Origin of the sequence: Chelatococcus sp. GCM10030263 (genome assembly GCF_042666455.1) — a bacterium.
Lineage (GTDB): Bacteria > Pseudomonadota > Alphaproteobacteria > Rhizobiales > Beijerinckiaceae > Chelatococcus.
Window position 1 is genome coordinate 98,918 of sequence record NZ_JBHTDB010000002.1, and the last position, 20,693, is coordinate 119,610.

16 protein-coding genes are annotated in these 20,693 nt (G+C 66.2%); 9 read left to right on the forward strand and 7 right to left on the reverse strand.

From position 1 onward, the window contains the following. Positions 1 to 20 precede the first annotated feature (20 nt). Both ACFQU1_RS00440 and ACFQU1_RS00445 read left to right on the forward strand, forming a co-directional pair. Complete coding sequence (locus ACFQU1_RS00440; RefSeq protein WP_378128237.1) at positions 21 to 644, forward strand: GNAT family N-acetyltransferase; 624 nt, start codon at positions 21 to 23, stop codon at positions 642 to 644. A gap of 9 nt (positions 645 to 653) precedes the next feature. Further along, positions 654 to 1,196, forward strand: a complete 543-nt coding sequence (locus ACFQU1_RS00445; RefSeq protein WP_378128238.1) for a GNAT family N-acetyltransferase — start codon at positions 654 to 656, stop codon at positions 1,194 to 1,196. Positions 1,197 to 1,255: 59 nt separating this feature from the next. Here the strand turns inward: ACFQU1_RS00445 and ACFQU1_RS00450 are convergent, their stop codons facing one another. Beyond that, complete coding sequence (locus ACFQU1_RS00450; protein WP_378128239.1) at positions 1,256 to 2,656, reverse strand: M10 family metallopeptidase C-terminal domain-containing protein; 1,401 nt, start codon at positions 2,654 to 2,656, stop codon at positions 1,256 to 1,258. A gap of 196 nt (positions 2,657 to 2,852) precedes the next feature. On the opposite strand from ACFQU1_RS00450, the gene obgE reads away from it, so the two are divergent. After that, on the forward strand, positions 2,853 to 3,887 hold the full coding sequence (obgE, locus tag ACFQU1_RS00455; RefSeq protein WP_378128240.1) for a GTPase ObgE: 1,035 nt from the start codon (positions 2,853 to 2,855) through the stop codon (positions 3,885 to 3,887). Positions 3,888 to 4,083: 196 nt separating this feature from the next. Here obgE and ACFQU1_RS00460 read toward each other — a convergent pair whose 3' ends face one another. The 3 genes from ACFQU1_RS00460 to ACFQU1_RS00470 form a co-directional block, all read right to left on the reverse strand. Beyond that, complete coding sequence (locus ACFQU1_RS00460; RefSeq protein ID WP_378128241.1) at positions 4,084 to 5,400, reverse strand: MFS transporter; 1,317 nt, start codon at positions 5,398 to 5,400, stop codon at positions 4,084 to 4,086. Between the two features lie 125 nt (positions 5,401 to 5,525). Further along, positions 5,526 to 6,188, reverse strand: coding sequence for a 5,6-dimethylbenzimidazole synthase (gene bluB, locus ACFQU1_RS00465; RefSeq protein ID WP_378128242.1), 663 nt, complete (start codon positions 6,186 to 6,188; stop codon positions 5,526 to 5,528). Beyond that, entirely contained in the window at positions 6,185 to 11,083 is a 4,899-nt protein-coding gene (locus ACFQU1_RS00470; protein ID WP_378129686.1) for an NAD-glutamate dehydrogenase, read from the reverse strand. Before ACFQU1_RS00470 ends, bluB begins: the two co-directional genes overlap by 4 nt. Positions 11,084 to 11,997: 914 nt before the next feature. Between ACFQU1_RS00470 and ACFQU1_RS00475 the strand changes: the two genes are divergently transcribed. After that, on the forward strand, positions 11,998 to 12,351 hold the full coding sequence (locus ACFQU1_RS00475) for a DUF2794 domain-containing protein (protein ID WP_378129688.1): 354 nt from the start codon (positions 11,998 to 12,000) through the stop codon (positions 12,349 to 12,351). 67 nt (positions 12,352 to 12,418) lie between these two features. Here ACFQU1_RS00475 and ACFQU1_RS00480 read toward each other — a convergent pair whose 3' ends face one another. The 3 genes from ACFQU1_RS00480 to ACFQU1_RS00490 all read right to left on the reverse strand — a co-directional run bounded on the left by ACFQU1_RS00480 (position 12,419) and on the right by ACFQU1_RS00490 (position 16,677). Further along, positions 12,419 to 13,207 carry a Bax inhibitor-1/YccA family protein gene (locus tag ACFQU1_RS00480; protein ID WP_378128243.1) on the reverse strand — a complete coding sequence of 263 codons (789 nt, stop codon included), beginning with the start codon at positions 13,205 to 13,207 and terminating at the stop codon, positions 12,419 to 12,421. Between the two features lie 183 nt (positions 13,208 to 13,390). Further along, positions 13,391 to 15,979 (reverse strand): ABC transporter permease, encoded by a 2,589-nt coding sequence (locus ACFQU1_RS00485; protein WP_378128244.1) that lies wholly within the window; start codon positions 15,977 to 15,979, stop codon positions 13,391 to 13,393. A 20-nt stretch (positions 15,980 to 15,999) separates the two neighbouring features. Then, positions 16,000 to 16,677, reverse strand: a complete 678-nt coding sequence (locus ACFQU1_RS00490; RefSeq protein ID WP_378128245.1) for an ABC transporter ATP-binding protein — start codon at positions 16,675 to 16,677, stop codon at positions 16,000 to 16,002. Positions 16,678 to 17,038: 361 nt separating this feature from the next. On the opposite strand from ACFQU1_RS00490, the gene ACFQU1_RS00495 reads away from it, so the two are divergent. From ACFQU1_RS00495 to ACFQU1_RS00515, 5 genes are all read left to right on the forward strand, one after another. Further along, positions 17,039 to 17,683 carry an arylesterase gene (locus ACFQU1_RS00495; RefSeq protein WP_378129690.1) on the forward strand — a complete coding sequence of 215 codons (645 nt, stop codon included), beginning with the start codon at positions 17,039 to 17,041 and terminating at the stop codon, positions 17,681 to 17,683. A gap of 61 nt (positions 17,684 to 17,744) precedes the next feature. Beyond that, the gene (locus ACFQU1_RS00500) at positions 17,745 to 18,791 is read left to right on the forward strand and encodes an aldo/keto reductase (protein WP_378128246.1); all 1,047 of its coding nucleotides are present in this window, start codon (positions 17,745 to 17,747) and stop codon (positions 18,789 to 18,791) included. Positions 18,792 to 18,868: 77 nt separating this feature from the next. Further along, positions 18,869 to 19,402, forward strand: a complete 534-nt coding sequence (gene thpR / locus ACFQU1_RS00505) for an RNA 2',3'-cyclic phosphodiesterase (RefSeq protein ID WP_378128247.1) — start codon at positions 18,869 to 18,871, stop codon at positions 19,400 to 19,402. A gap of 107 nt (positions 19,403 to 19,509) precedes the next feature. Further along, positions 19,510 to 19,926, forward strand: a complete 417-nt coding sequence (locus ACFQU1_RS00510) for a YkvA family protein (RefSeq protein ID WP_378128248.1) — start codon at positions 19,510 to 19,512, stop codon at positions 19,924 to 19,926. A 116-nt stretch (positions 19,927 to 20,042) separates the two neighbouring features. Further along, positions 20,043 to 20,597, forward strand: a complete 555-nt coding sequence (locus ACFQU1_RS00515; RefSeq protein ID WP_378128249.1) for an invasion associated locus B family protein — start codon at positions 20,043 to 20,045, stop codon at positions 20,595 to 20,597. The last annotated feature ends 96 nt before the right edge of the window (positions 20,598 to 20,693 follow it).

Sequence of the window (20,693 nt, forward strand, 5' to 3'; positions counted from 1 at the left end):
CCCTTGGAACGGAGCCAACGATGTTCACCTGCGGCATCATCGAAGACGCCTTCGTCATCGAGACCGAGCGGCTCGCCCTGCGCTGGCCGCGCCTCGTAGACGCAGCCGCCATCGCTCGCCTGGCAGGTGAAAAAGCCGTCGCCGAGATGACGGCGCATATCCCCCATCCCTACCTGCCCGGCCAAGCCGAGCAATTCATTGCAACGAGCCGCGCCAACAATGCCGCGGGCAAGGCATTGACGCTCGTCGCGACGCTGCGCGAGGCACCCGCTGAGGTTCTCGGCGCGGTCGGCGCCATGGCGGGGCAAAGGGCAACGCCCGCCGTCGGTTATTGGCTCGGCCGGCCCTATTGGGGCCGGGGCTTGGCCACGGAGGCCTTGCGGGCGCTGATCGACACCGTCTTCGAACGTTCGGCGGCGCCGGCTATCGCCGCTGAAGTACGGGTCGTCAATCCGGCCTCCCGGCGCGTGCTCGAAAAATGTGGGTTTCGGCACGATGGCGCGGGCTTCATGGACTTTCCGGCCCGCGGCGGGCGGCTGCCCGTCGATCTTTTCACGCTCGAGCGCGGCATCTGGGCCAGCTTGAAGCAGTGGACGCCCGCCGTAATCACTGCCGGCGCGGTGGCGTCCGCACCGTTGGAATAGGAGGGAGCGATGTTGCCACAGGCACTCGAGACCGAACGCATGCTGTTGCGGCCGGTGACGCCGGCCGATGCGGAGCCGCTGCATCACGCCCTCACCTGGGAGGTGGTGCGTTGGTTGAGCAGCGTGCCCTGGCCCCTCGCCGTCGACGACGTCGCCACCTTTGCCGCGCAGGCCGAGGCGGAGAGGCGCGACGGCACGGCCTTCCACTATGCCATGGTCGTCGACGGCACTCCGGTCGGCGTGGTCGGCCTCGAGCCACGCCATGGCGCGATGAGCCTCGGCTATTGGTTGGGCGAGGCCCATTGGGGGCGGGGCTTGGGCCGCGAGGCGGCGACTGCCCTGGTGGGCGGCTTCTTCGCCGCGACCGAGGCAGTGCATCTCGCCTCCGGCGTCTTCGCCGGCAATGAGGCTTCGCTGCGGCTGCAGAAGAAGCTCGGCTTCATCGTCGTCGGCGAGGGGCTCGTGCCGTCGAAGGCGCTGCAGCGCCCCTTGCCGCATTACGACACGGTCCTCGGACGGGCCCGCTGGTCCGATGCGGCCGCGGCCGCTTGACATGATACGGCGCGGCTCGTCCTGCGCCGTATCCGCTGCCCCCTGACGATGCGGGCTCTTCAAACAACCAGCATGTCGGGCCGGGAGGCGATCTCATCGAGCGTCATGCCGAGGATGGTGATCTGTGTCGCCGCTTCACCGCGTGCCGAGAGCACGAGGGTGGTCGAGCCGTTGCCCTCAATGGCGCAGGCCAGGGCCGCCTTCGCATCCCGCAAATGGAAATGCCGTAAATCGATATTGCTGCCTTCGCCTGCCGTGAAATCGGCAATGAGGTCGTGCCCGTCTCCCGGGTGAAAGACGAAAAGATTGCGGCCCTTCCCGCCGAGCAAATAGTCATTGCCCTTGCCCCCGGCGATGACGTCGTTGCCGTCGCCTCCCTCGACCACGTCGTTGTCATCCTCGCCTGACAGGATGTCATGACCATCGCCGCCGCTGATGTAGTCGTCGCCTGCACCACCGGCGATGATGTCGTTGCCGCGCCGACCCCGGAGATCATTGGCAGCCGCATTGCCGGTGATGACATCACCGGCGGAGCCGCCGATCGCGGCCTCGATGAGGAACTGACCGCCGCTGTTCTCGAAGAGGGCGTTGAAGACATTGCCATGGGCTATATGGCCCCTGCCTAGATAGGCGAGTTGTTCGTCTGCGAGCTTGCTCGAACGGCCCGGCCTCAGATCGATGGCGAGCGGCGTGTCGTAGTTGCTGCAGTCGTAGGTATCCCACCCGGCGCAATCGAGGATCGTCTCGAAGATCCGTCCTCCGGCGGGTATGCCGCTTCCCACGCCGTCCACATAGGATTGGCCGGTGTGCGGATCCCACGTGTAGACGGTATCGCCGGATCGATAGTCGGAGCGCAGACCATAGAGCACCGCCAGGCTCAGGAGGTCGTGCATCATGAAGCCGGGATAGCCGATGCAGTTCACCTGCCCCGTTGGGGCGCCACCGGCGTAAGCGCGGTAGCTCATCACCGTGAATTCGAAGCAGTCCTGATCGGCAGGCATGCAGCCGAACACCACGTTGTCGTGAGGGTGCTTCAGCCCGAGCGCATGGCCGATCTCGTGACAGAGCGTCATGTAGCCGTAGGAGCCTTTGACGGGTGCTTCGAAGCCGGAGAGGCTCGAAATCCATATATCGCCCGCTTCATCGCCTTCGCCGGGAAACTGCGCATAGGCGCCATCAATAGGCCGGGCGACGATCCGGATCGTCGCCTTTTCCGGGTTTTCGTTCTGCTCGAGGAAGTCGAGAGGGACAATCCGGGCCAGTTCTACAAAGATGTCGCGAATCGCCGCTTTCGCCTCCTCAGTTATGGAGGAGAAGCGCTCTTCGCCTTCGTAGAGATGCGTAAATTGCCTTTCCTGTGTGGGAAAACTATAGGTTATAGTGGTCAGATTCCACTTCTTATGGTAGAGCAGGCCATCCACGCAAGGTAAGCGCGTTCTGCTTGTATCGACGACCGTCATCTTGCGCCCCATTCAATCAATGGAGCGCAACCTGAGGCCAAAAGATGCAGGCGGCGATGCAACGCGCGTTGCCGATCTCGCGTTTGCTACAGGGCCGTGCGGTGATAGCCGAGGACGGCTGGCATGCACCGCATTGCGGTGAGCCCAGGCCTCATGTAGGGAACGCCTTCGTCCCGCAGTGGGCGGGAGTAGACAAATGAAGTTTCTGGACCAGGCCAAGATCTATATTCGCTCGGGCGACGGCGGCGCCGGCTGCGTCTCCTTCCGGCGCGAGAAGTTCATCGAATTCGGCGGGCCGGACGGCGGCGATGGCGGCCGCGGCGGCGACGTCGTGGTGGAATGCGTCGAGGGGCTTAACACGCTGATCGACTACCGCTACCAGCAGCATTTCAAGGCGCGCTCCGGCACCCACGGCATGGGCAAGAACCGCACCGGCGCGCGCGGCCCTGATGTCGTGCTCAAGGTGCCGCAAGGCACGGAGATCTATGCCGAGGACGGCGAGACGCTGCTGGCCGACCTCACCGAGATCGGTCAGAGGGTCGTGCTGGCGCGCGGCGGCAACGGCGGCTTCGGCAACGCCTATTTCAAGACCTCCACCAATCAGGCACCGCGCCATGCCAACCCCGGCCAGTCGGGCACCGAGATGTGGATCTGGCTGCGGTTGAAACTCATCGCCGATGCCGGCCTTGTCGGCCTGCCCAATGCCGGAAAATCGACATTTCTGGCCGCGGTCAGCGCGGCCAAGCCCAAAATCGCGGACTATCCCTTCACCACGCTGCATCCCGGGCTTGGCGTCGTCGGCATCGACGGCCGCGAATTCGTGCTCGCCGACATCCCCGGCCTCATCGAGGGCGCGCACGAGGGGCACGGCCTGGGCGATCGCTTCCTCGGCCATGTGGAGCGATGCCGCGTTCTCCTGCATCTCGTCGACGGCACCGGCGAGCATGCCGGAAAGGCCTACAAGACCGTGCGCGAGGAGCTCGAAGCCTATGGCCACGGCCTCGGCGAAAAGCCGGAGATCGTGGTGCTGACCAAGGCCGATTCCCTCGACGACGACACGCGCCGGGAACAGGTGGCGCGGCTCAAGCGGGCCGCGCGGAAAACCCCCTTCGTGATTTCCGCCGCCTCCGGTCTCGGGGTCAAGGAGGTGCTGCGCGCCGTGCTCGGCAGGCTCGACGGCATCGCCACGGACGAGGCGGAGACGGCCGAGGGCGAGCCCTGGCAGCCCTAGACATTCATTCTCGAACGACGACGGAGCGCGGTGTCACCTCCCCCTCGAGGGGGGAGGTCGCCGCGGCATTGCCGCGGCGGGAGGGGGTGATTGGCAGCCGCCGGAACCTTGCCACCCCACCCCGGCTCGCTCATTGCTCGCCGACCCTCCCTCTCAAGGGGGGGTGACAGAGAGCCGTCCAATCAAAGACGGATGTTCAGCGCGTCTTGACGCCGGCGATCAGGAAGCCGCCCAGGGCGAAAAAGCCGATCAGCACGGCAAGTCCCGCGCCTTGGCTTGCGAAGAGCTGGGTAGCGAGCGCCACGAGCGTCGGCCCGAGGAAGGAGGTCACCTTCCCCGACAGCGCGAAGAAACCGAAGAACTGCCCTGCCCTTTCCGGCGGTGCGAGCCGGACGAGAAGACTGCGCGAGGACGCTTGCAAGGGCCCGGCGACGAGCCCGATCGCCAGCCCGAGCGCGACATAGACCTTTTCCGGGATATGGCCATAGAGCCCCGCGCCGCCCACCATAGGGCCGGTCGGCATGACGAAGAGGATATGCTCGCGCCCAAGCGACAGAATGCCGATGCAACAGAGGACGAGCACCGTAAGCGACCCGAGAATGACGCGCTTGCCGCCGATCCTGTCGTCCAGCCAGCCGCCGACAAAGGCACCGATGGTCCCGGTCAGCGTCAGCAGGATGCCGAAAACGCCGATCTCGATGGTGCCCCAGCCGAAGACGCCGGCGGCATAGATGCCACCGAAGGCAAACAGCGCGACGAGGCCGTCCTGGTAGACCATATTGGCGATCAGGAAGCGGCCGAGCTGGCGCAGGCGCCGGATCTCACGCAGCGTTTCGCCGAAGGCCGCCAAGCCTCCGCCTATCGCCCGGCGCATGCCGATGCCGGTCGGCGGCACGTCCGGCGTGATCAGGAACATGGGCAGGGTGAAGATCACGAACCAGACCGCCGATAGCGGCCCGACCAGCCGGTCGCCTTCGCCGGCACGAGGATCGAGGCCGAAGAGCGGAGCAATCCCGGCCAATGTCTTGCCGGTCTCCGGCGAGGCCGCACAGAAGACGAGCACGACGGCAAGCGAAACGAGCCCGCCGACATAACCCATCGCCCAGCCCGTGCCGGAGAGACGCCCCATGCGCGCCGGCGGCACGAGACGCGGCATCATGGCATTGTTGAAGACGGTGGCGAATTCCGCGCCGATTGTAGCGAGCCCGAAAGCAAGGAGCGCCAGCGGCACCGCGCCCGGCGTGCCCGGTGCTGCCCACCAGAGCGCCGCAGATCCGATGACGAGCAATACCCCGAAGAAGGCGATCCAGGGCTTCTTCGGGCCGGCTGCGTCGGCGACCGCGCCGAGCACCGGCGAGGTGAGCCCGATGACGAGCCCGGCGATGCCCGTCGCATAGCCCCACAGGCTCTGGCCGGTGACCGGATCGGATGCGAGCCATGCGGCAAAAAACGGTGCGAAAACGAAGGTGGTGACGAGGGTGAAGAAGGGCTGCGCCGCCCAATCGAAAAACACCCAGGCGACCACCGCGCGCCGCGGCGGGAAGCCCGATGTGGAGGCAGGTCCAGGCGCCGGGACAACCGCTGCCGAAGACTGTGAGGGCGAAAGCTGCGGCGAGGAAATCGGCACCAACTCGACTGTCAACGGCGGTGGACAACGACCTCGATCGGCAGGGGGGCCTGCCAGCCGTGGCGGACGAGCTCCGGATCGAGATGTTCTTCACACGGCTCGCCGATGCATAGATAGGCGATAAACCTCCAGGAGGCCGGCACGTCAAGCGCCGCTTTGACGCGTGCCGGATCGAGGATCGACACCCAGCCGACGCCGAGCCCCTCGGCGCGCGCTGCAAGCCACAGGGTATGGACTGCCATCAGCGTGGAATAATGCACGGTCTCCGGCATCGTGGCGCGGCCGAGGCCGTGGCCCGCCTGCGGATTTTCCTCGCTGAACACCGCGAGATGCACCGGCGCTTCCCGCAAGCCGGCGAGCTTGAGCTGCGCATAGCAGCCGGCCCGCTCGCCGTCATAGGCCGCGAGGGCTTCGGCGTTACAGCGCTCGAATTCGGCGATGATCGCCTGACGCAAGGCGGGCGTGCGCACGTCGACGAAGCGCCAGGGTTGGCTGTTGCCGACGGACGGCGCATGCATGGCAAGTTCAAGGAGGCGATCGAGCCTCGCTTCGTCGAGCGGCGCACCGGTAAAGCGCCTCACATCCCGCCGCCAGGCGATGAGCTCGGCGAACTTCTGGCGGAAGGCGCGCGTGAAGCGAGGCGCCGCCCGCTGCCGCTCGCCCTGTTCCGTCATGCCTTGACGAGATCGCCGACGAGCCCGGCGGCGACCGTCACCCGCGACAGCGTGAGCCCCGCCGCCACGATATTGTCCACCATGGCGCGGATACGCTCCACCTCACCGCCGCGTGCTTCCGCCCAACGGTGCACGGCCGCCATGGCGCCCGCGGCATCCTCGGCTGCTCCCGTGACCGCGACGACCTCCGCCGTGAGCCGCCGATGGGCACCGGCGAGTGCGCCGAGCGCACGTCCCAGCGCCAAGCCGTCGTAATAGTCCGGCGCTGGCAGGTCGCGCGCCGCAGCGGCCAGTTCGCGCAGCCGGAAGCTGGTCTCGACGGCGAAATGCACGGCCGCAACCTCGCCGGCGCTTCGCTCGGTCGCCTGGGCAATGCGCGCGACGTCGGGGGCCGCACCCAATTCGGACAAGGCCGCCAGGCGCTGGGCGAGTTCAGCCGGCACGCCGGCCCTGGCGAGATCGGCGCTGCGCGCCACGAGCGCAGCGCTCGCCTCCGGCGGGAGCGCCCGCGGCAAGGCCGCTTCCACCGCGGTGATGCCGCGGCGATAGCGGGCCACGATCTTCTGGATGCCGTCCGCGCGGAAATCCGCATTGCGGATGAACCAGGTGAGGCCGTCGACCATGAGATCCTGCAGCCCGGCATAAAGGTCGAGCTGAATGGCGGCGTTGATGTCGTCGTCCGCATGGCCGATCCGCGCATCGAGCGCGTCGATGCCGGCATTGAGCTCGATCAGCCCATAGGAGTCGCGCACGGCGGCATAGGCGGCTGCGATAGTGGCGGCGTCCGCGCCGGTCTCGTCGGCGAGCCGCGTGACGACGGTTGGGCCGCCGCGGTTGACGATGGCATTGGCGAGCTGCGTCGCGATGATCTCGCGCCTCAGGCGATGGCCGGTGACGGCATCGGGATAGCGCTCGCGCAAGGGCTTTGGCATGTAGCGCATCAGCTCGCCGGCGAGATAGGGATCGTCCGGCACCGGGCTCGCGAGAATGGCGTCGTGCAGCGCGAGCTTGGCATAAGCGATAACGACCGCGATCTCCGGCCGCGCCAGCCCTTCGCCGCGCTGCTGGCGCTGCGCCAGAGCCGCATCGTCGGGGAGAAACTCGACGGCGCGATCGAGCCGGCCTTCCGCTTCGAGCACCCGCATGAGGCGGCGGGTGAAGCCGAGTTCGCCGGCGCCGCGCCGCTCGGCGATGGAGATCGCGAGCGTCTGCAGATAGTTGTTGGTAAGAACGAGACGCGCCACTTCGTCGGTCATCCCGACGAGCAGGCTGTCCCGTGCCGGAGCATCGAGACGCCCGTCCGCGATCAAGGGCGCGAGCGCGACCTTGATATTGACCTCCACGTCGGAGGTGTTGACGCCGGCCGAATTGTCGATCGCGTCGGAATTGAGCCGCACACCGGCAAGGGCCGCCTCGATGCGACCGCGCTGGGTGACGCCGAGATTGGCCCCCTCGCCGATCACCTTGGCACGGAGCTGCGCACCGGTAACGCGGATCGCGTCATTGGCGCGGTCGCCGGCCGCGGCATCCGTCTCATCACTCGCCCGGATATAGGTGCCGATGCCGCCGAACCACAAGAGATCGACCGGCGCCTTGAGGATCGCGGTCATCACCTCCTGCGGCGACGCATGGTCCTGCGCGAGCCCGAGCACGGCCTGGACCGCGGGCGACAGCGGGATCGACTTCGCCTGGCGGGAGAAGACACCGCCGCCCGGTGAGATTAAGGACTTGTCGTAATCCTGCCAGCTCGACCGCGGCAATGCGAAGAGCCGCTTGCGCTCCGCATGGGCGATCGCCGGGTCGGGATCGGGGTCGAGGAAAATATCGCGGTGATCGAAGGCGGCAGCGAGCTTGAGCTTCTCCGAGAGCAGCATGCCGTTGCCGAAGACGTCGCCCGACATGTCGCCGACGCCGGCGACCGTCACCGGAGTTGCCTGGATGTCGATGTCGAGTTCGCGGAAATGCCGCTTCACCGCCTCCCAGGCGCCGCGTGCGGTGATGCCCATCTTCTTGTGGTCATAACCCTGGCTGCCGCCGGAGGCGAAGGCATCGCCCAGCCAGAAGCCGTGCTCGATGGCGATGCTGTTGGCGAGATCCGAGAAGGTCGCGGTGCCCTTATCGGCCGCGACGACGAGATAGGGATCGTCATCGTCGTAGCGCACGGTGAGCGCCGGCGGCACGATCTCTTCGCCGACGCGGTTGTCGGTGAGGTCGAGCAAGCTGGAGATGAAGATGCGGTAAGCCTCTGTGCCTTCGGCCATGAAGGCCTGCCGATCGCCGGGTGACGGCAGGCGCTTCGGCAAGAAGCCGCCCTTGGCGCCCACCGGCACGATGACGGCGTTCTTGACCTGCTGCGCCTTGACGAGGCCGAGCACCTCCGTGCGGAAATCCTGCGACCGATCCGACCAGCGGATGCCGCCGCGTGCCACCTTGCCGAAGCGCAGATGCACGCCGTCGACGCGTGGCGAATGCACGAAGATCTCGTAGAGCGGCTTCGGCGTCGGCAGCCCGTCCACTTTGGCGCAGGCATATTTCACGGCGATCGTGCGCCGCGGAAGACCGTCCGCCCCCAGCTGGAAGAAATTGGTCCGCACGGCCGCATGCACGAGATTGACGAAGTGGCGCAGGATGCGGTCGTCGTCGAGACTCTCGACCTGCTGCAGCAAGGCCTCGATCTGGGCGTCGCATTCGACCTGCTGGACGGTGCGGGTCGCCTCGTCGAGGCGTGGGTCGAAACGTGCATAGAACAGCGCGACGATGGCCGCGGCCGCCGCCCCGTTCCGCCTGAGGGCCGTGGCGAGATAGCCGAAACTGAAGGGCACGCCGATCTGGCGCAGGTAATGGGCGAAGCCGCGCAGCAGCGCTACATCCCGCCAGGCGAGCCCCGCTTCGAGCACCAGCGCGTTGAAGCTGTCGGATTCCGCAAAATCGCGGAAAAGCGCCATCAGTGCCGCTTCGATGCCGGGCTGCAGGCGCTCGACATCGATGGCGCCGCCCGCCGCGCGCTCGAGCCGCATGTCGTGCAGCCAGACCCGCCCCTCGTCCGGCACGCCCTGCGGCAGGATACGGTGGGTGCGCTCGTTGACGACGCGGAAGCCCAGATTTTCCAGGAGCGGCACGCGTTCGGACAGCGGCATCGGCCGCCCCCGGGAGAAGACCTTGAGATTGGCGCGCGTGTCGTCGTCGCCCTCGCGGCGATAAAGATCGGCCGCCCAGGGCCGCTCGGCGCTCAGCCGCTCGAGAATGTCGATGTCGGCGATGACCGCTTCGCCGGAATAGGCTTCGCGATAGCCCGCGCCGAAGGCCTCGCCGTAGCGCTCCGCGAGCTCGCGCCCCTTGCGGCCGCCGATGCTCGCTTCCAGCGTCTCGGCGAGCGCATCGCGCCAGGTGCGCACGATGGAGCGGATGCCCGCCTCGAGCTCCTCCTGCCCGATCGCCGGGATAGTCCCCTCGTAATGGCCGACAATATAGTGGGTGCGCGCCAGCGGCCCTTCCGGATAGGCCGGATAGGCCGCCGAGATATGGCCCTCGAAGACGCTCGCCAGAAATTCGCCGACCCGCCGCCGGACCTCCGTGTCGTACCGATCCTTAGGGATATAGACGAGCACGGACACGAAGCGGTCGAAGGCGTCGAGCCGCGCCAGCGCGCGCACGCGCGGACGCTCGGTGAGCTTCAACACCTCCAGCGCGAAGCGATAGAGGCTCTCGGCGTCCATCTGGAAGAGCTCGTCGCGCGGATAGTCCTCCAACACATAGAGGAGCGCCCGGCCGGAATAGCTCGCCGGATCGAAGCCGGCGCGCGCCACGACATCGGCGATCTTCTTGCGCAGATAGGGAATGGTACTGGTTGTTGCCGTATAGACCGCGGCCGTGAACAGGCCGACGATACGCAACTCCCCTTCGAGCCGGCCATCCGCCGAGAACAGCTTGACCCCGACATAGTCGAGATGCACGCGGCGATGGACGCGTGACTTCACATTCGCCTTGGTGATGATGAGCGGCACGGGGCGGGCGAGGAAAGCGCGCAGTTCCGGTGTCATCACCACGAGCTCGTGGCCGCGGCGCAGGATCTTGATCTCGGGATCGCGCAGGATGCCGAGGCCCGTGCCATGCACGGGATCGGCGCTCGTGTCGCCGCCGGCAAAGCGATATTCGCGAATACCGAGGATGGTGAAATTGTCGTCCGCGAGCCAGGACAGGAAGTCGATCGCCTCCGCGACGACATCGTCCGGCATCAACGGATGGGGGTTGCGCAGCACGGAGACCGTATCGGTGAGCCGCTTACGCATCGCGTCCCAGTCGTCCGTCGCCTGGCACACGTCGGTATAGGTGCGCGCCAGCTCGTCGACGAGCGCCTGCCGGGCGCCCTCATCGTCGATGCGCTCTATATGGATATGGATGAGGCTCTCGTGCGGCGCCGACGCGGCGGCACCGTCGAGCATCACCCGAGCCAAGCGGCCTTCGCCGTCACGCTCGACCGCAAGGATGGGATGGGCCACGAGGAAGACCCGCCAGCCGAGGGCCATCAGGGCGGCAAGCGTGGAGTCGAGCAGGAACGGCATGTCGTCGTTGACGACCTCGATTACCGTCATCTGCCGCTTGAGACCACCCGCGCCGACGTCCTGGTCGCTCAGTCTCACCGCCGGGGCATCGCCCGCCTGACGCGGCTCGGCGAGATGGCCATAGGCGCTTGCCGCAAAACCGGCGATCGCCTCGGGTGTATAGCGTTCGAGATCCTCGATGGCCGTCGCACCGAAGAGGGCCCGTGCAAAACCTTGGGGAGGGGCAGGAACCCGGCCTGCGAGATGCTGCTCGACCGTGCCGATCAGCCGTTCCCGTTCGCTCTTGTCATCCACGGGCAGCCGGTTGAGTTCGGGGCCGGCTTGCGTGGGCATAGGTTTCCGATCCGCCTTCGCCGTGCCGAGCCGTTCCATGCGAAGCCTCCTTGTTTGCCGACCACCATCGATTAGGCATTCCTAGCGACGGCATATGGATCATTGATGACCACGCAACTTTGGATAACCCCTTGGCGCGTGGTGGACAATGGCAATCCCGGACCGAAGCCTCGGAACCGCTGACGCTTGGCGCGGAAAAGCATGCCACGACGGGCCGTCATCTCCGCCCGCGAGCCAACAAATGTGGCCCATAAAAGAAAAGGCCGGCGGTAAACCGCCGGCCTCTTTTAAGGAAGGGTACTCGTACGCGCTGCCAAGTGGCCCGGCAGTTCCCTGGAGCAGGGGGGCTGGGGGGCTGACGTATCCGGCACCAGGAAATGCCGAGCCACCGAGGCAACACGGTCTTTATCGTCGGTCAGTTGGGCCGCCGATGGGCCGCTCTGCGGCGGAAATGTGGATTCTGTGCCCACTCCTCTTTTTACTGACGGCGCATTCGGCGAAAGCGCTTGGGGGACGGGCTTGGGGACAGCGCCTGAGGATGAGCAGACCGCTTGCTCTGAGATGAATGTGACACTTGCGCGACATCGGATCGCACACCATCATGCCATTCGGTGCAGGCTTTCCTCGCGGGCAGGTCTATGCTCGCAGTCGGCGGACCGGAGCCGGCAGGGACCATCCGGATGGCCTCAGGGCGCCGGAGCTGCCCATGACTTCGGGCCGCGTCGAGGTCGCAACAGAAGAGAGGCGCAATGAGCGAGGATGATAGCCCCGAAGCAGAGCAGGCCTCGTCGCGACGCTACGCCGGCCTTGCGCCGGCGCGGGTCGTGGCTCCGAGGGCGGCAAGTCCGGTGACCCCGCCCGGCGCGTCCGAACGAACGACTGAGAGGCAGGAGGTTCCGCGCGGGTCAGCCTCGATCGCCACCTTCCCACGTCCGGTCGCCAAGCCTGGCGCATCCGCGCCGACAGCCCCGGTGGTGGTGTCCTTCAACCGGATGGAACTGCGCGAGATCCTCGATCTTTATGGACGCAAGGTGGCCGCGGGTGAATGGCGTGACTACGCCATCGACTGTCTCAAAGACAAGGCGGTCTTCTCGGTGTTCCGCAGGACATCGGAAGTTCCCCTCTATCGCATCGAGAAGGACCCGAAGCTCGCGCGGCGCCAGGGCGCTTACAGCGTCGTGACGGCCTCCGGCCTGATCCTGAAACGCGGCCACGAGCTCGCGCGGGTCATTGCGGTGCTGGAGCGAGCGTTGCGCGTCGTCGGCTGAATTCTCATCTCGCGAGCATAAAGAAAGCCCCGGCCATGGCCGGGGCTTTCTCGTCCGAGAAGGCGCGTCAGTTGCTGCGCTGCTGGCCGAAGAGCTGCAGCAGCAGCATGAACATATTGATGAAGTCGAGATAGAGCCTCAGCGCGCCGAGCACCGACTTGCGGGCGGCAGCGGCACTGTCGTCCATCTCATAGTACATTTCCTTGATCTGCTGCGTATCCCAGGCGGTGAGGCCTGCGAAGATCAGCACGCCGACGACGGAGATGGCGAACTGCAGCGCGCTCGAGGCCAGGAAGATATTGACCACCATCGCGATGATCAGGCCGAAGAGCCCCATGAGCAGGAAGGAGCCCATGGCCGACAGGTTCCGCTTCGTCGTATAGCCGTAGAGGCTAAGCGCGCCAAAGGTTGCGGCCGTGATGAAGAACACCCGCGTGATCGACGCCCCGGTAAACACCAGGAAGATCGACGAAAGCGATAGGCCGACCAGCGCCGCATAGGCGAGGAACAGCAGCCGCGCGGTCGTGGGCTGCAGGCTGGCTATCCGGAAGCTCAGGAAGAAGACCAGCGCGAGCGGCGCGAAGATGACGACCCACTTCAGCGGGCTCATATAAAGAGCATAGCCCAAGCTCGTCAGCATCAGTCCGTTGCCGAACTGGCCGGCAGCGGCCGCGGGATCGGTGGTCACGGCGAGCGTGTAGGTTCCGAGCGCTGCCAGACCTGTGATGGCCAAGCCCAGAACCATGTTGTTGTAGACACCGAGCATGAAGGCCCGCAGCCCCTCATCGAGCCCTGCGGTTCCGGCCCGTGCCACACCACTGCCGTAGGCGACGGTGTTGCGGTTCAGATCCGACATGATTCCCTCTCGAACCTCTCCAATGGACTGCCGCATCTCGGCAGTCGTTGAGAATATGGAACATCGCCGCCCGTGATACAAGGGTCCGGCGGTTCACGCGGCAAGTGCTGCAAGAAATTTCGCCGAACATGAACGTTTCGTAAAGTTCAGCCTGGCAGCAGCGATGATGAAGAAGCGAGACAGCTACAGATCTCGCAAATAGGGGGCCGGCTTTTGACCTAGAATTCGCCAAGTCCCCAGGAGAGAGATGACGACGGCAACGAGAACCGCTGTGAGTGCGGCAAGAATCGCGTTGAGAGGGTAGAAGTCGAAATCGAGCCGCATGACGCGCGTTACTACGAGCGCGGCGGCGACAGAGCCGGCCAAAAATCCGAAAACGGCGGTGGCCGCGGCAATTGCGCCATATTCGATCGTATAGGCGGTGATCAGATGGGCGCGGGTGGCACCGAGCGTCTTCAGGATCACGGCATCGTAGAGGCGGGCGCGATGCGAGGCGGCAAGCGCACCGGCCAGCACGAAAATGCTTGCAAGCAGCGCGATCGAGGCCGCCGCTCTCACCGCCAGCGCCAGCTGCGAGACCATGTCGTCGACCGCCTGTAGCGCATCGCGCACCCGCACGCTCGTGACCACGGGGAAGGCGGCGGCAGCCTCGCGCAAGAGTGTGGCCTCGCGGGCCACCAGAGCGGCATTGTCCGCGGTGTCGCTCTTCGGCCAGGTGAGCGTTGCGAGGTCGGTATGCGGCGCCCCGGCGAAAGTGGCCGGCGAGAACACCATGACGAAATTGATGCCGAGCGAGCGCCATTCGACCTTGCGCAGATTGGCGATGCGCGCCTCGATCGTGCGGCCGAGAACATTGACCGTGATGATATCGCCGATGGTCAGCCCGAGCTTCTCGGCGATGTCGCTCTCAAAAGAGACGAGCGGCGGGCCGGCATAATCGCTCGGCCACCATTGGCCGGCAACCAGCGCCGAGCCCGTCGGCAGGCGCGCCGCATAGGTAATGCCCCGGTCGCCGTCGAGCACCCATTGCACGTCCTCGGGCGCCTTGTAGTCCTCAGCGGAGATGCCCTTCAGCGTCAGCAGACGGCCGCGCATCATCGGCACCTGCTCGAGCTCGGCGCCCGGCGCCTTCTCGGCGATGAAAGCCTGGAACTGGTCGGCCTCGGCGGCGGGAATATCGAGAAAGAAGAAGCTCGGCGCCGCCTCGGGCAGGCTGCGCGTCAGCTGATTGCGCAGATTGGTCTCGATCAGCGCGAGCGTGACGATGAGGGTGATGCCGAGGCCGAGCGAGAGCACGAGGGAGGGCGTCAGCGCCCCCGGCCGGTGCATATTGGCGAGTGCGAGCCGCACGGCTGGCCGGCGCGGGTGGGGCAGAGCGCGCGCAAGGCGCATCATGCCCGTCCCCACCAGCCTGAGCAGCACGAAGACGGCGGCGGCGGCAACTACGAAGATCAGCGCGAGCCAGCGGTCGTAGGAGAAGACGACCGCCACGACCACGAGGGCGAGCGTGGCAGCCACGAGCGCCACCAGATAACGGCTGCGCGGGATGCGCCTGTCCACGTCGACCGAGGAGCGGAAGAGCGCCGAGACCGGCACGTCATGCGCGCGCCCGAGCGGCAGAAGCGCGAAGGTGAGCGCGGTGAGAAGGCCGTAGAGCCCGGCCAGCGCGAGCTCCGCCGGGGCCAGCGTCGGCGCGAGCGGCAGCGGAATAAGGCTGCGCCCCACCGTCGACAGCAAGAACGGCACCGTCGCGCCGAGCGCGAGGCCGATGGCGACGCCGATCAGGGCCATCAGCATGACTTGGGTGAGATAGACGGCGACGACCTGTCCGCCCGGCGCGCCGAGGCTCTTGAGGGTGGCAATGGAGGAGCGCTTGCGGTCGACGAAGGCGTTGACCGCATTCGCCACGCCGACGCCACCGACCAACAGCGCCGTGAGCCCGACGAGCGTCAGGAACTGGGTAAACCGATCGATCTCGCGCGACAGGCGAGGCGCCGCCTCCAAACGGCCGCGAACCTCCCAGCCCGCCTGCGGAAAGGCCGTCCTGATCGCATCTTCCGTCGCGGCCAATGCCGCATCGCTGTCCTGTCCGGGCGGCAGGACGATGCGATAGGTCCAGCGTACGAGGCTGCCGGGCTGCAGGAGACCGGAGGCCCTGAGCGCCTCCTGCGAGATCAGGAGCCGCGGCCCGAAGCCGACGCCGGACACCGCCTTGTCGGGCTCCGACACCACCGCCGCCTTGAGCACCAGCGGGACATGACCGAGCGTGACGCGATCGCCGGGCTTCAGCGCGAGCCGGGCGAGCAGCACCGGGTCGGCAAAAGCGCCGTAAGCGCCGTCGGACGAAGCGAGCGCATCGGTTCCGAGCGGCGGATCCGTCTCGAGCTCCCCGACCGAGGGATAGCGGTCGTCGACCGCCTTGACCTCGACGAGCGCCGAGCCCTTGTCGCCGGCGACGACCATGGCGCGCAAGGTGGCGATGCCTGAGACCGCACCGCGGCCCGCGAGGAAGTCGAGCTCGGCCGGGCTCGCCTCGCGCTGAGCGAGGGAGATGCTGACATCGCCGCCGAGAATGCGCCGGCCTTCCGTCGCCAGGCCGTCGGTGAGGCTGCGCCCCACCGAGCCGACAGCGGCGATGGCAGCCACGCCGAGCGCGATACAGGCGAGGAAGATGCCGAAGCCTTGCAGCCCGCCGCGCATCTCGCGTAGCGCAAGCCGCAGCACGAGCGGCAGGCGGCCGAAGCGCGAGCCCTGGGCGACGAAGCCGTGCATGGCAATCTCCTCCGGGCTGCTCAGGCGCTCACCGAATCCGCCTCGACGAGGCCCGAACGGAGCCTGACGACGCGATCGCAGCGGGCTGCAAGCCCCGGATCATGGGTGACGAGCACCAGCGTCGCGCGGCGGTCCTGCTTCAGCGCGAAGAGAAGCTCGACGATGCCCCCTCCGGTCGCCTCGTCCAGATTCCCGGTCGGTTCGTCGGCGACGATGATCGGCGGATGGCCGACGGTAGCGCGGGCAATGGCCACGCGCTGCTGCTCGCCGCCCGAGAGCTGTGCCGGGTAGTGATGCAGGCGCTCACCGAGACCGACGCGCGCGAGCTCGGCGGCGGCGCGCTCGAAGGCCCCTTGTCCGCCGGCGAGTTCCACCGGCAGCGCGACATTCTCGAGCGCCGTCATGGTCGGCACGAGATGGAACGACTGAAAGACGATGCCGATATTGCGGCCGCGGAAGCGAGCGAGCGCATCCTCGTCGAGCGACGCGAGATCCTGGCCGGCGACCACCACCTTGCCGCTGTCCGGCCGCTCCAGGCCGGCGAGCATCATGAGCAGCGTTGACTTGCCCGAGCCTGATGGCCCCACGAGACCGACTGCCTCGCCGGGAGGCACCGCCAGCGAGATCCCCTTGAGGATGTGGACGCGTGCCGCATCGCGCCCCAGACTCAAGTGGACGTCGGCAAGGTCGATAGCCATTTCCGAGACTGCGCGGCTGGCGTCGCGCAGTCGTGAAGAATCCGGGGGGTTTGTTGGCGAGGGATTGGAAAGGTGAGTGTGAGACGTATCCCGGCTTGCGGCCTCTGCCGTCCTATCCATACGATCTGCTCCGCCGCTATCGGCCCAACAAGTCTCGACTGCACCATTCGACAGGAGCACGCTCCACATCAATCGTCCGGAGCACGCTTCCGCCGCAAAGGCTCATCACTTTTTCCGGAACGCACCCGGACTCGGCACTCGCACATGCGCTCTGCCGCCGTCATATGGGAAAGATCCTCTCGTGATCCAATGCCGTCACTTCGTCACCCTCTTCCGTGAAGGCGCCCGTACCGTGTTCGTCATGCCGATCCTCGCCGCGGCCTTGCTGCCTTTCGTCCTTTCCGTCTCGCTCGCCGCGAGTTTTGCGGCGAAAGCGGCCGAACCGGTCAAGATCGTCGTCTTCGGCGACAGCCTCGTCGCGGGCTATGGGCTCGCGGCATCGGAGGCTTTCCCCGCCGTGCTCCAGAAGATGCTGACGGAGAAGGGCCATGCGGTCACGATCACGAATGCGGGCGTCTCGGGCGATACCGCCTCGGGCGGCCTTGCGCGGCTCGACTGGTCGGTGCCGGACGGAACCCAGGGCGTAATCCTCGAGCTCGGCGCCAACGACATGCTGCGCGGCACAGACCCTGCCGTCACGAAGGACGCGCTGGAGAAGATCATCAATCGTCTGAAGGAACGCGGCATTGCGGTGCTGCTGGCCGGAATGCTGGCCGCGCCCAATCTCGGACCCGACTATACGGCCCGGTTCAACGCGATCTATCCCGACCTCGCCCGCGAGCACGGCCTGATGCTCTATCCCTTCTTCCTCGATGGCGTTGCCGGCAATACGACGCTCAATCTCTCCGACGGCCTGCATCCGACGGCCGAAGGCGTGCGGCGCATCGCCACGGCCATCCTGCCGACCGTGGAAAAATTCGTCGCCTCCCTCGCACCTGCCCGCTAGTTTGGCGCGGGGCTTGGCCCCTCCCGCCTCATCCAACCGCCTCCCATCAGGACGATCAAGAATGCGCTATGCCAAGCTGGGCCGCACCGGCCTCGATGTCAGCCGTGTGTGTCTGGGGACCATGACTTTCGGTGATCAAAACACCAAGGCCGAGGGCTTCGCGCAAATGGATCATGCCTTCGAGCAAGGCATCAATTTCTTCGATACGGCCGAGCTTTATCCGGTGCCGCCGAAGGCGGAAACGCAGGGCGGGACCGAGCGCATCATCGGTGACTGGATGATGGAGCGGGGCTGTCGCGACAAGATCATTCTCGCCACAAAGGTGGTCGGACGTTCGCAGATGAACTGGTTCCGCGACGGTGGCCAGCCGTGCGAGCTCACTCGCGGGCAGATCCGCGAGGCGGTCGACAAAAGCCTGCAGCGGCTGAAGACCGATTACATCGATCTCTATCAGATCCATTGGCCGGACCGGCCGGTTGCGCAGTTCGGCTCGCATTCGACGATCTTCCGTGCCGTCGAAGGCCCGGAGAATCCGATCCCGGAGATCCTCGAAGCGCTCGACGAGATCGTGAAGGAAGGCAAGGTGCGCTTCATCGGCCTCTCGAACGAGAGCCCCTGGGGCGCCATGACCTTCCTGCATGCGGCGCAGGCCCGGGATCTTCCGCGCATCCACTCGATCCAGAACGCCTATTCGCTCGTCAACCGCACCTTCGAGCTTGGCCTGGCCGAGATCGCGCTGCGTGAGGACACTGGCCTTCTCGCCTATTCGCCGCTCGCCCAGGGCTATCTCACCGGCAAATATCAGAACGGAGCCCTGCCGAAGGGCAGCCGCAAGCAGCTCTACAACCGGCTGCAACGCTACGAGAAGTCCGGCGCCGCAGAGGCCACGGACGCCTATGTGGCGCTCGCCCGCAGCGCCGGGCTGGATCCGGCCCAGATGGCACTCTCCTTCGTGCTGTCGCGGCCGTTCGTGACCTCGGTCATAATCGGCGCGAGCACAATGGAGCAGTTGAAGACCAACATCGACGCGATCGATGTGCCGATGACGGACGAACTCGCCCAGCGCATCGACAATATCCATCTCATTCACAGCAACCCCTGCCCCTGACCCAAGCGAGGCCGGTCCCCAAGGATGGCACCGGCGGACCGAGCACATCGACGGCAATTCGGCTCGAGGAGGAACCCATGCCTCGCCTGTTTTCCGCTCTCGCAATCCCGGAAGACATCGCTCAGGCGTTGTCTCTCCACCGGGGCGGATTGCCCGGCGCCCGCTGGATCGACCCCAGCGATTACCACGTCACCCTGCGCTTCATGGGCGACATCGACGAGGCCACGGCGCGCGATATCGACGACAGCCTGGCCGAGATTCGCCGGCAGCCTTTCGCCGTCAAGGTGGAGGGCCTCGGCAGCTTCGGCGGCGGCCGACCACGCGCGGTGATCGCCCGAATCGCGCCGACGGCGCCTTTGCTCGAGCTGCAGGCGGACCAGGAGCGGCGGGTGCGCCGCGCCGGTCTCGAACCGGAGAGGCGCAAATACACGCCGCATGTGACGCTCGCCCGGCTGCGCGACGCCTCCCCCATCGACGTCGCCGATTATCTAGCCTCGCGCAGCATCCCCCAATCGCTCACCTTCGAGGTGGACCGTTTCGTGCTGTTCTCGGCGCGCGCCTCCGTAGGCGGCGGCCCCTATATCGCCGAGGCGGTCTATCCGCTCGGCTGACCGAGGCGACGCGCCTCCGCAAGCCCCGAACTTGCGCAAGGCCGTGATCCACCCCATTTTTTAGCGTACGCGCGGAACGGATGGCGCATCCTGAGGGGAGCGACACGATGAAGAACAGCGGCTTTGCCGATGCAGGCTTCAGCCACCGCCTGACGCCCGAGGAAATCGCGGCGATCCGCCAGCGCGCGGAAGCCGAGGACGGCAGTGCCGAGACCCGGGTGAAGCGCAGCTTCTGGCAGGCGTTGAAGCGGGTTGCGCGCAATGTGCCTTTCGCTGAAGACCTTGTCGCCGCCTATTACTGCGCGCTCGATCCCGGCACGCCGCGACGGGTGAAGCTCATCCTATTTGGTGCGCTCGCCTATTTTATCCTGCCGATGGACAGCATTCCGGACATCATTCCGCTTTTCGGCTTCGGCGACGATATGGCGCTGCTTGCCGCGGCGATCACGGGCGTTGCCTCCTCGATCACCGACGAGCACCGGCGGCGAGCACGGGAAACGCTGACGGGCGTTTCGTCTTCGTAACTCGGCGCAGGCTGCCGGTCGTCACAATTGGACCCCGATTTCAAAATTGTGCTAGAGGAACCCCGTCTGGGAACGCGCCCGCTTTTCCTACGGGCAGCGGGGAGTAACATGCATTTATGATTCGGCATCTCTCCTTCCGGCCTTTACAGGGCTCACTCATCACCGCCGCGTTGTTCTGCGGTTGCGTTGCGACAGCGGCAGGAGCTGCGGCGCAAGGCACCGGCGTAGGGCAAGCGGCTCTTCTCGCGACATCGGGCGACTGGGGCGCTTATGCCTCCGGCCAAGGCCGCAACAAGGTCTGCTACGCGTTATCGCAACCAAAGGAACGCCTGCCGCAAGGCCTCAACCGCGATCCCGCCTATCTCTTCATTTCGACGCGGCCGGCGGAGAACGTCCGCAACGAGATCAGCCTCGTGATGGGCTTCCCGACCAAGGAAGGGGTGGACGCGCAGGCGATCGTCGGCGACGCAACCTTCGCTCTTGTTACAAAGGGCGAAAACGTTTGGGTGAAGAATCCGGCGGAGGAGCCGCGCGTGCTGGCGGCTTTCAAGGCTGGCGCCAAGCTCGTGGTCAAATCGGAGTCGAGCCGCGGCAGCAAGCTTTCGGACGAATATTCGCTCATCGGCTTCACCCAGGCGCTCGATCGTGCCGCGAGCGAATGCGCTAAATAAGGAATGCGCTGAATAGCGCCACGGCCGCGCTAGATAACCTTACAAGGATCGGCAAGAACGCTACCGTTGCTCTTCCTTCCGGCGGAAAAATGCTGG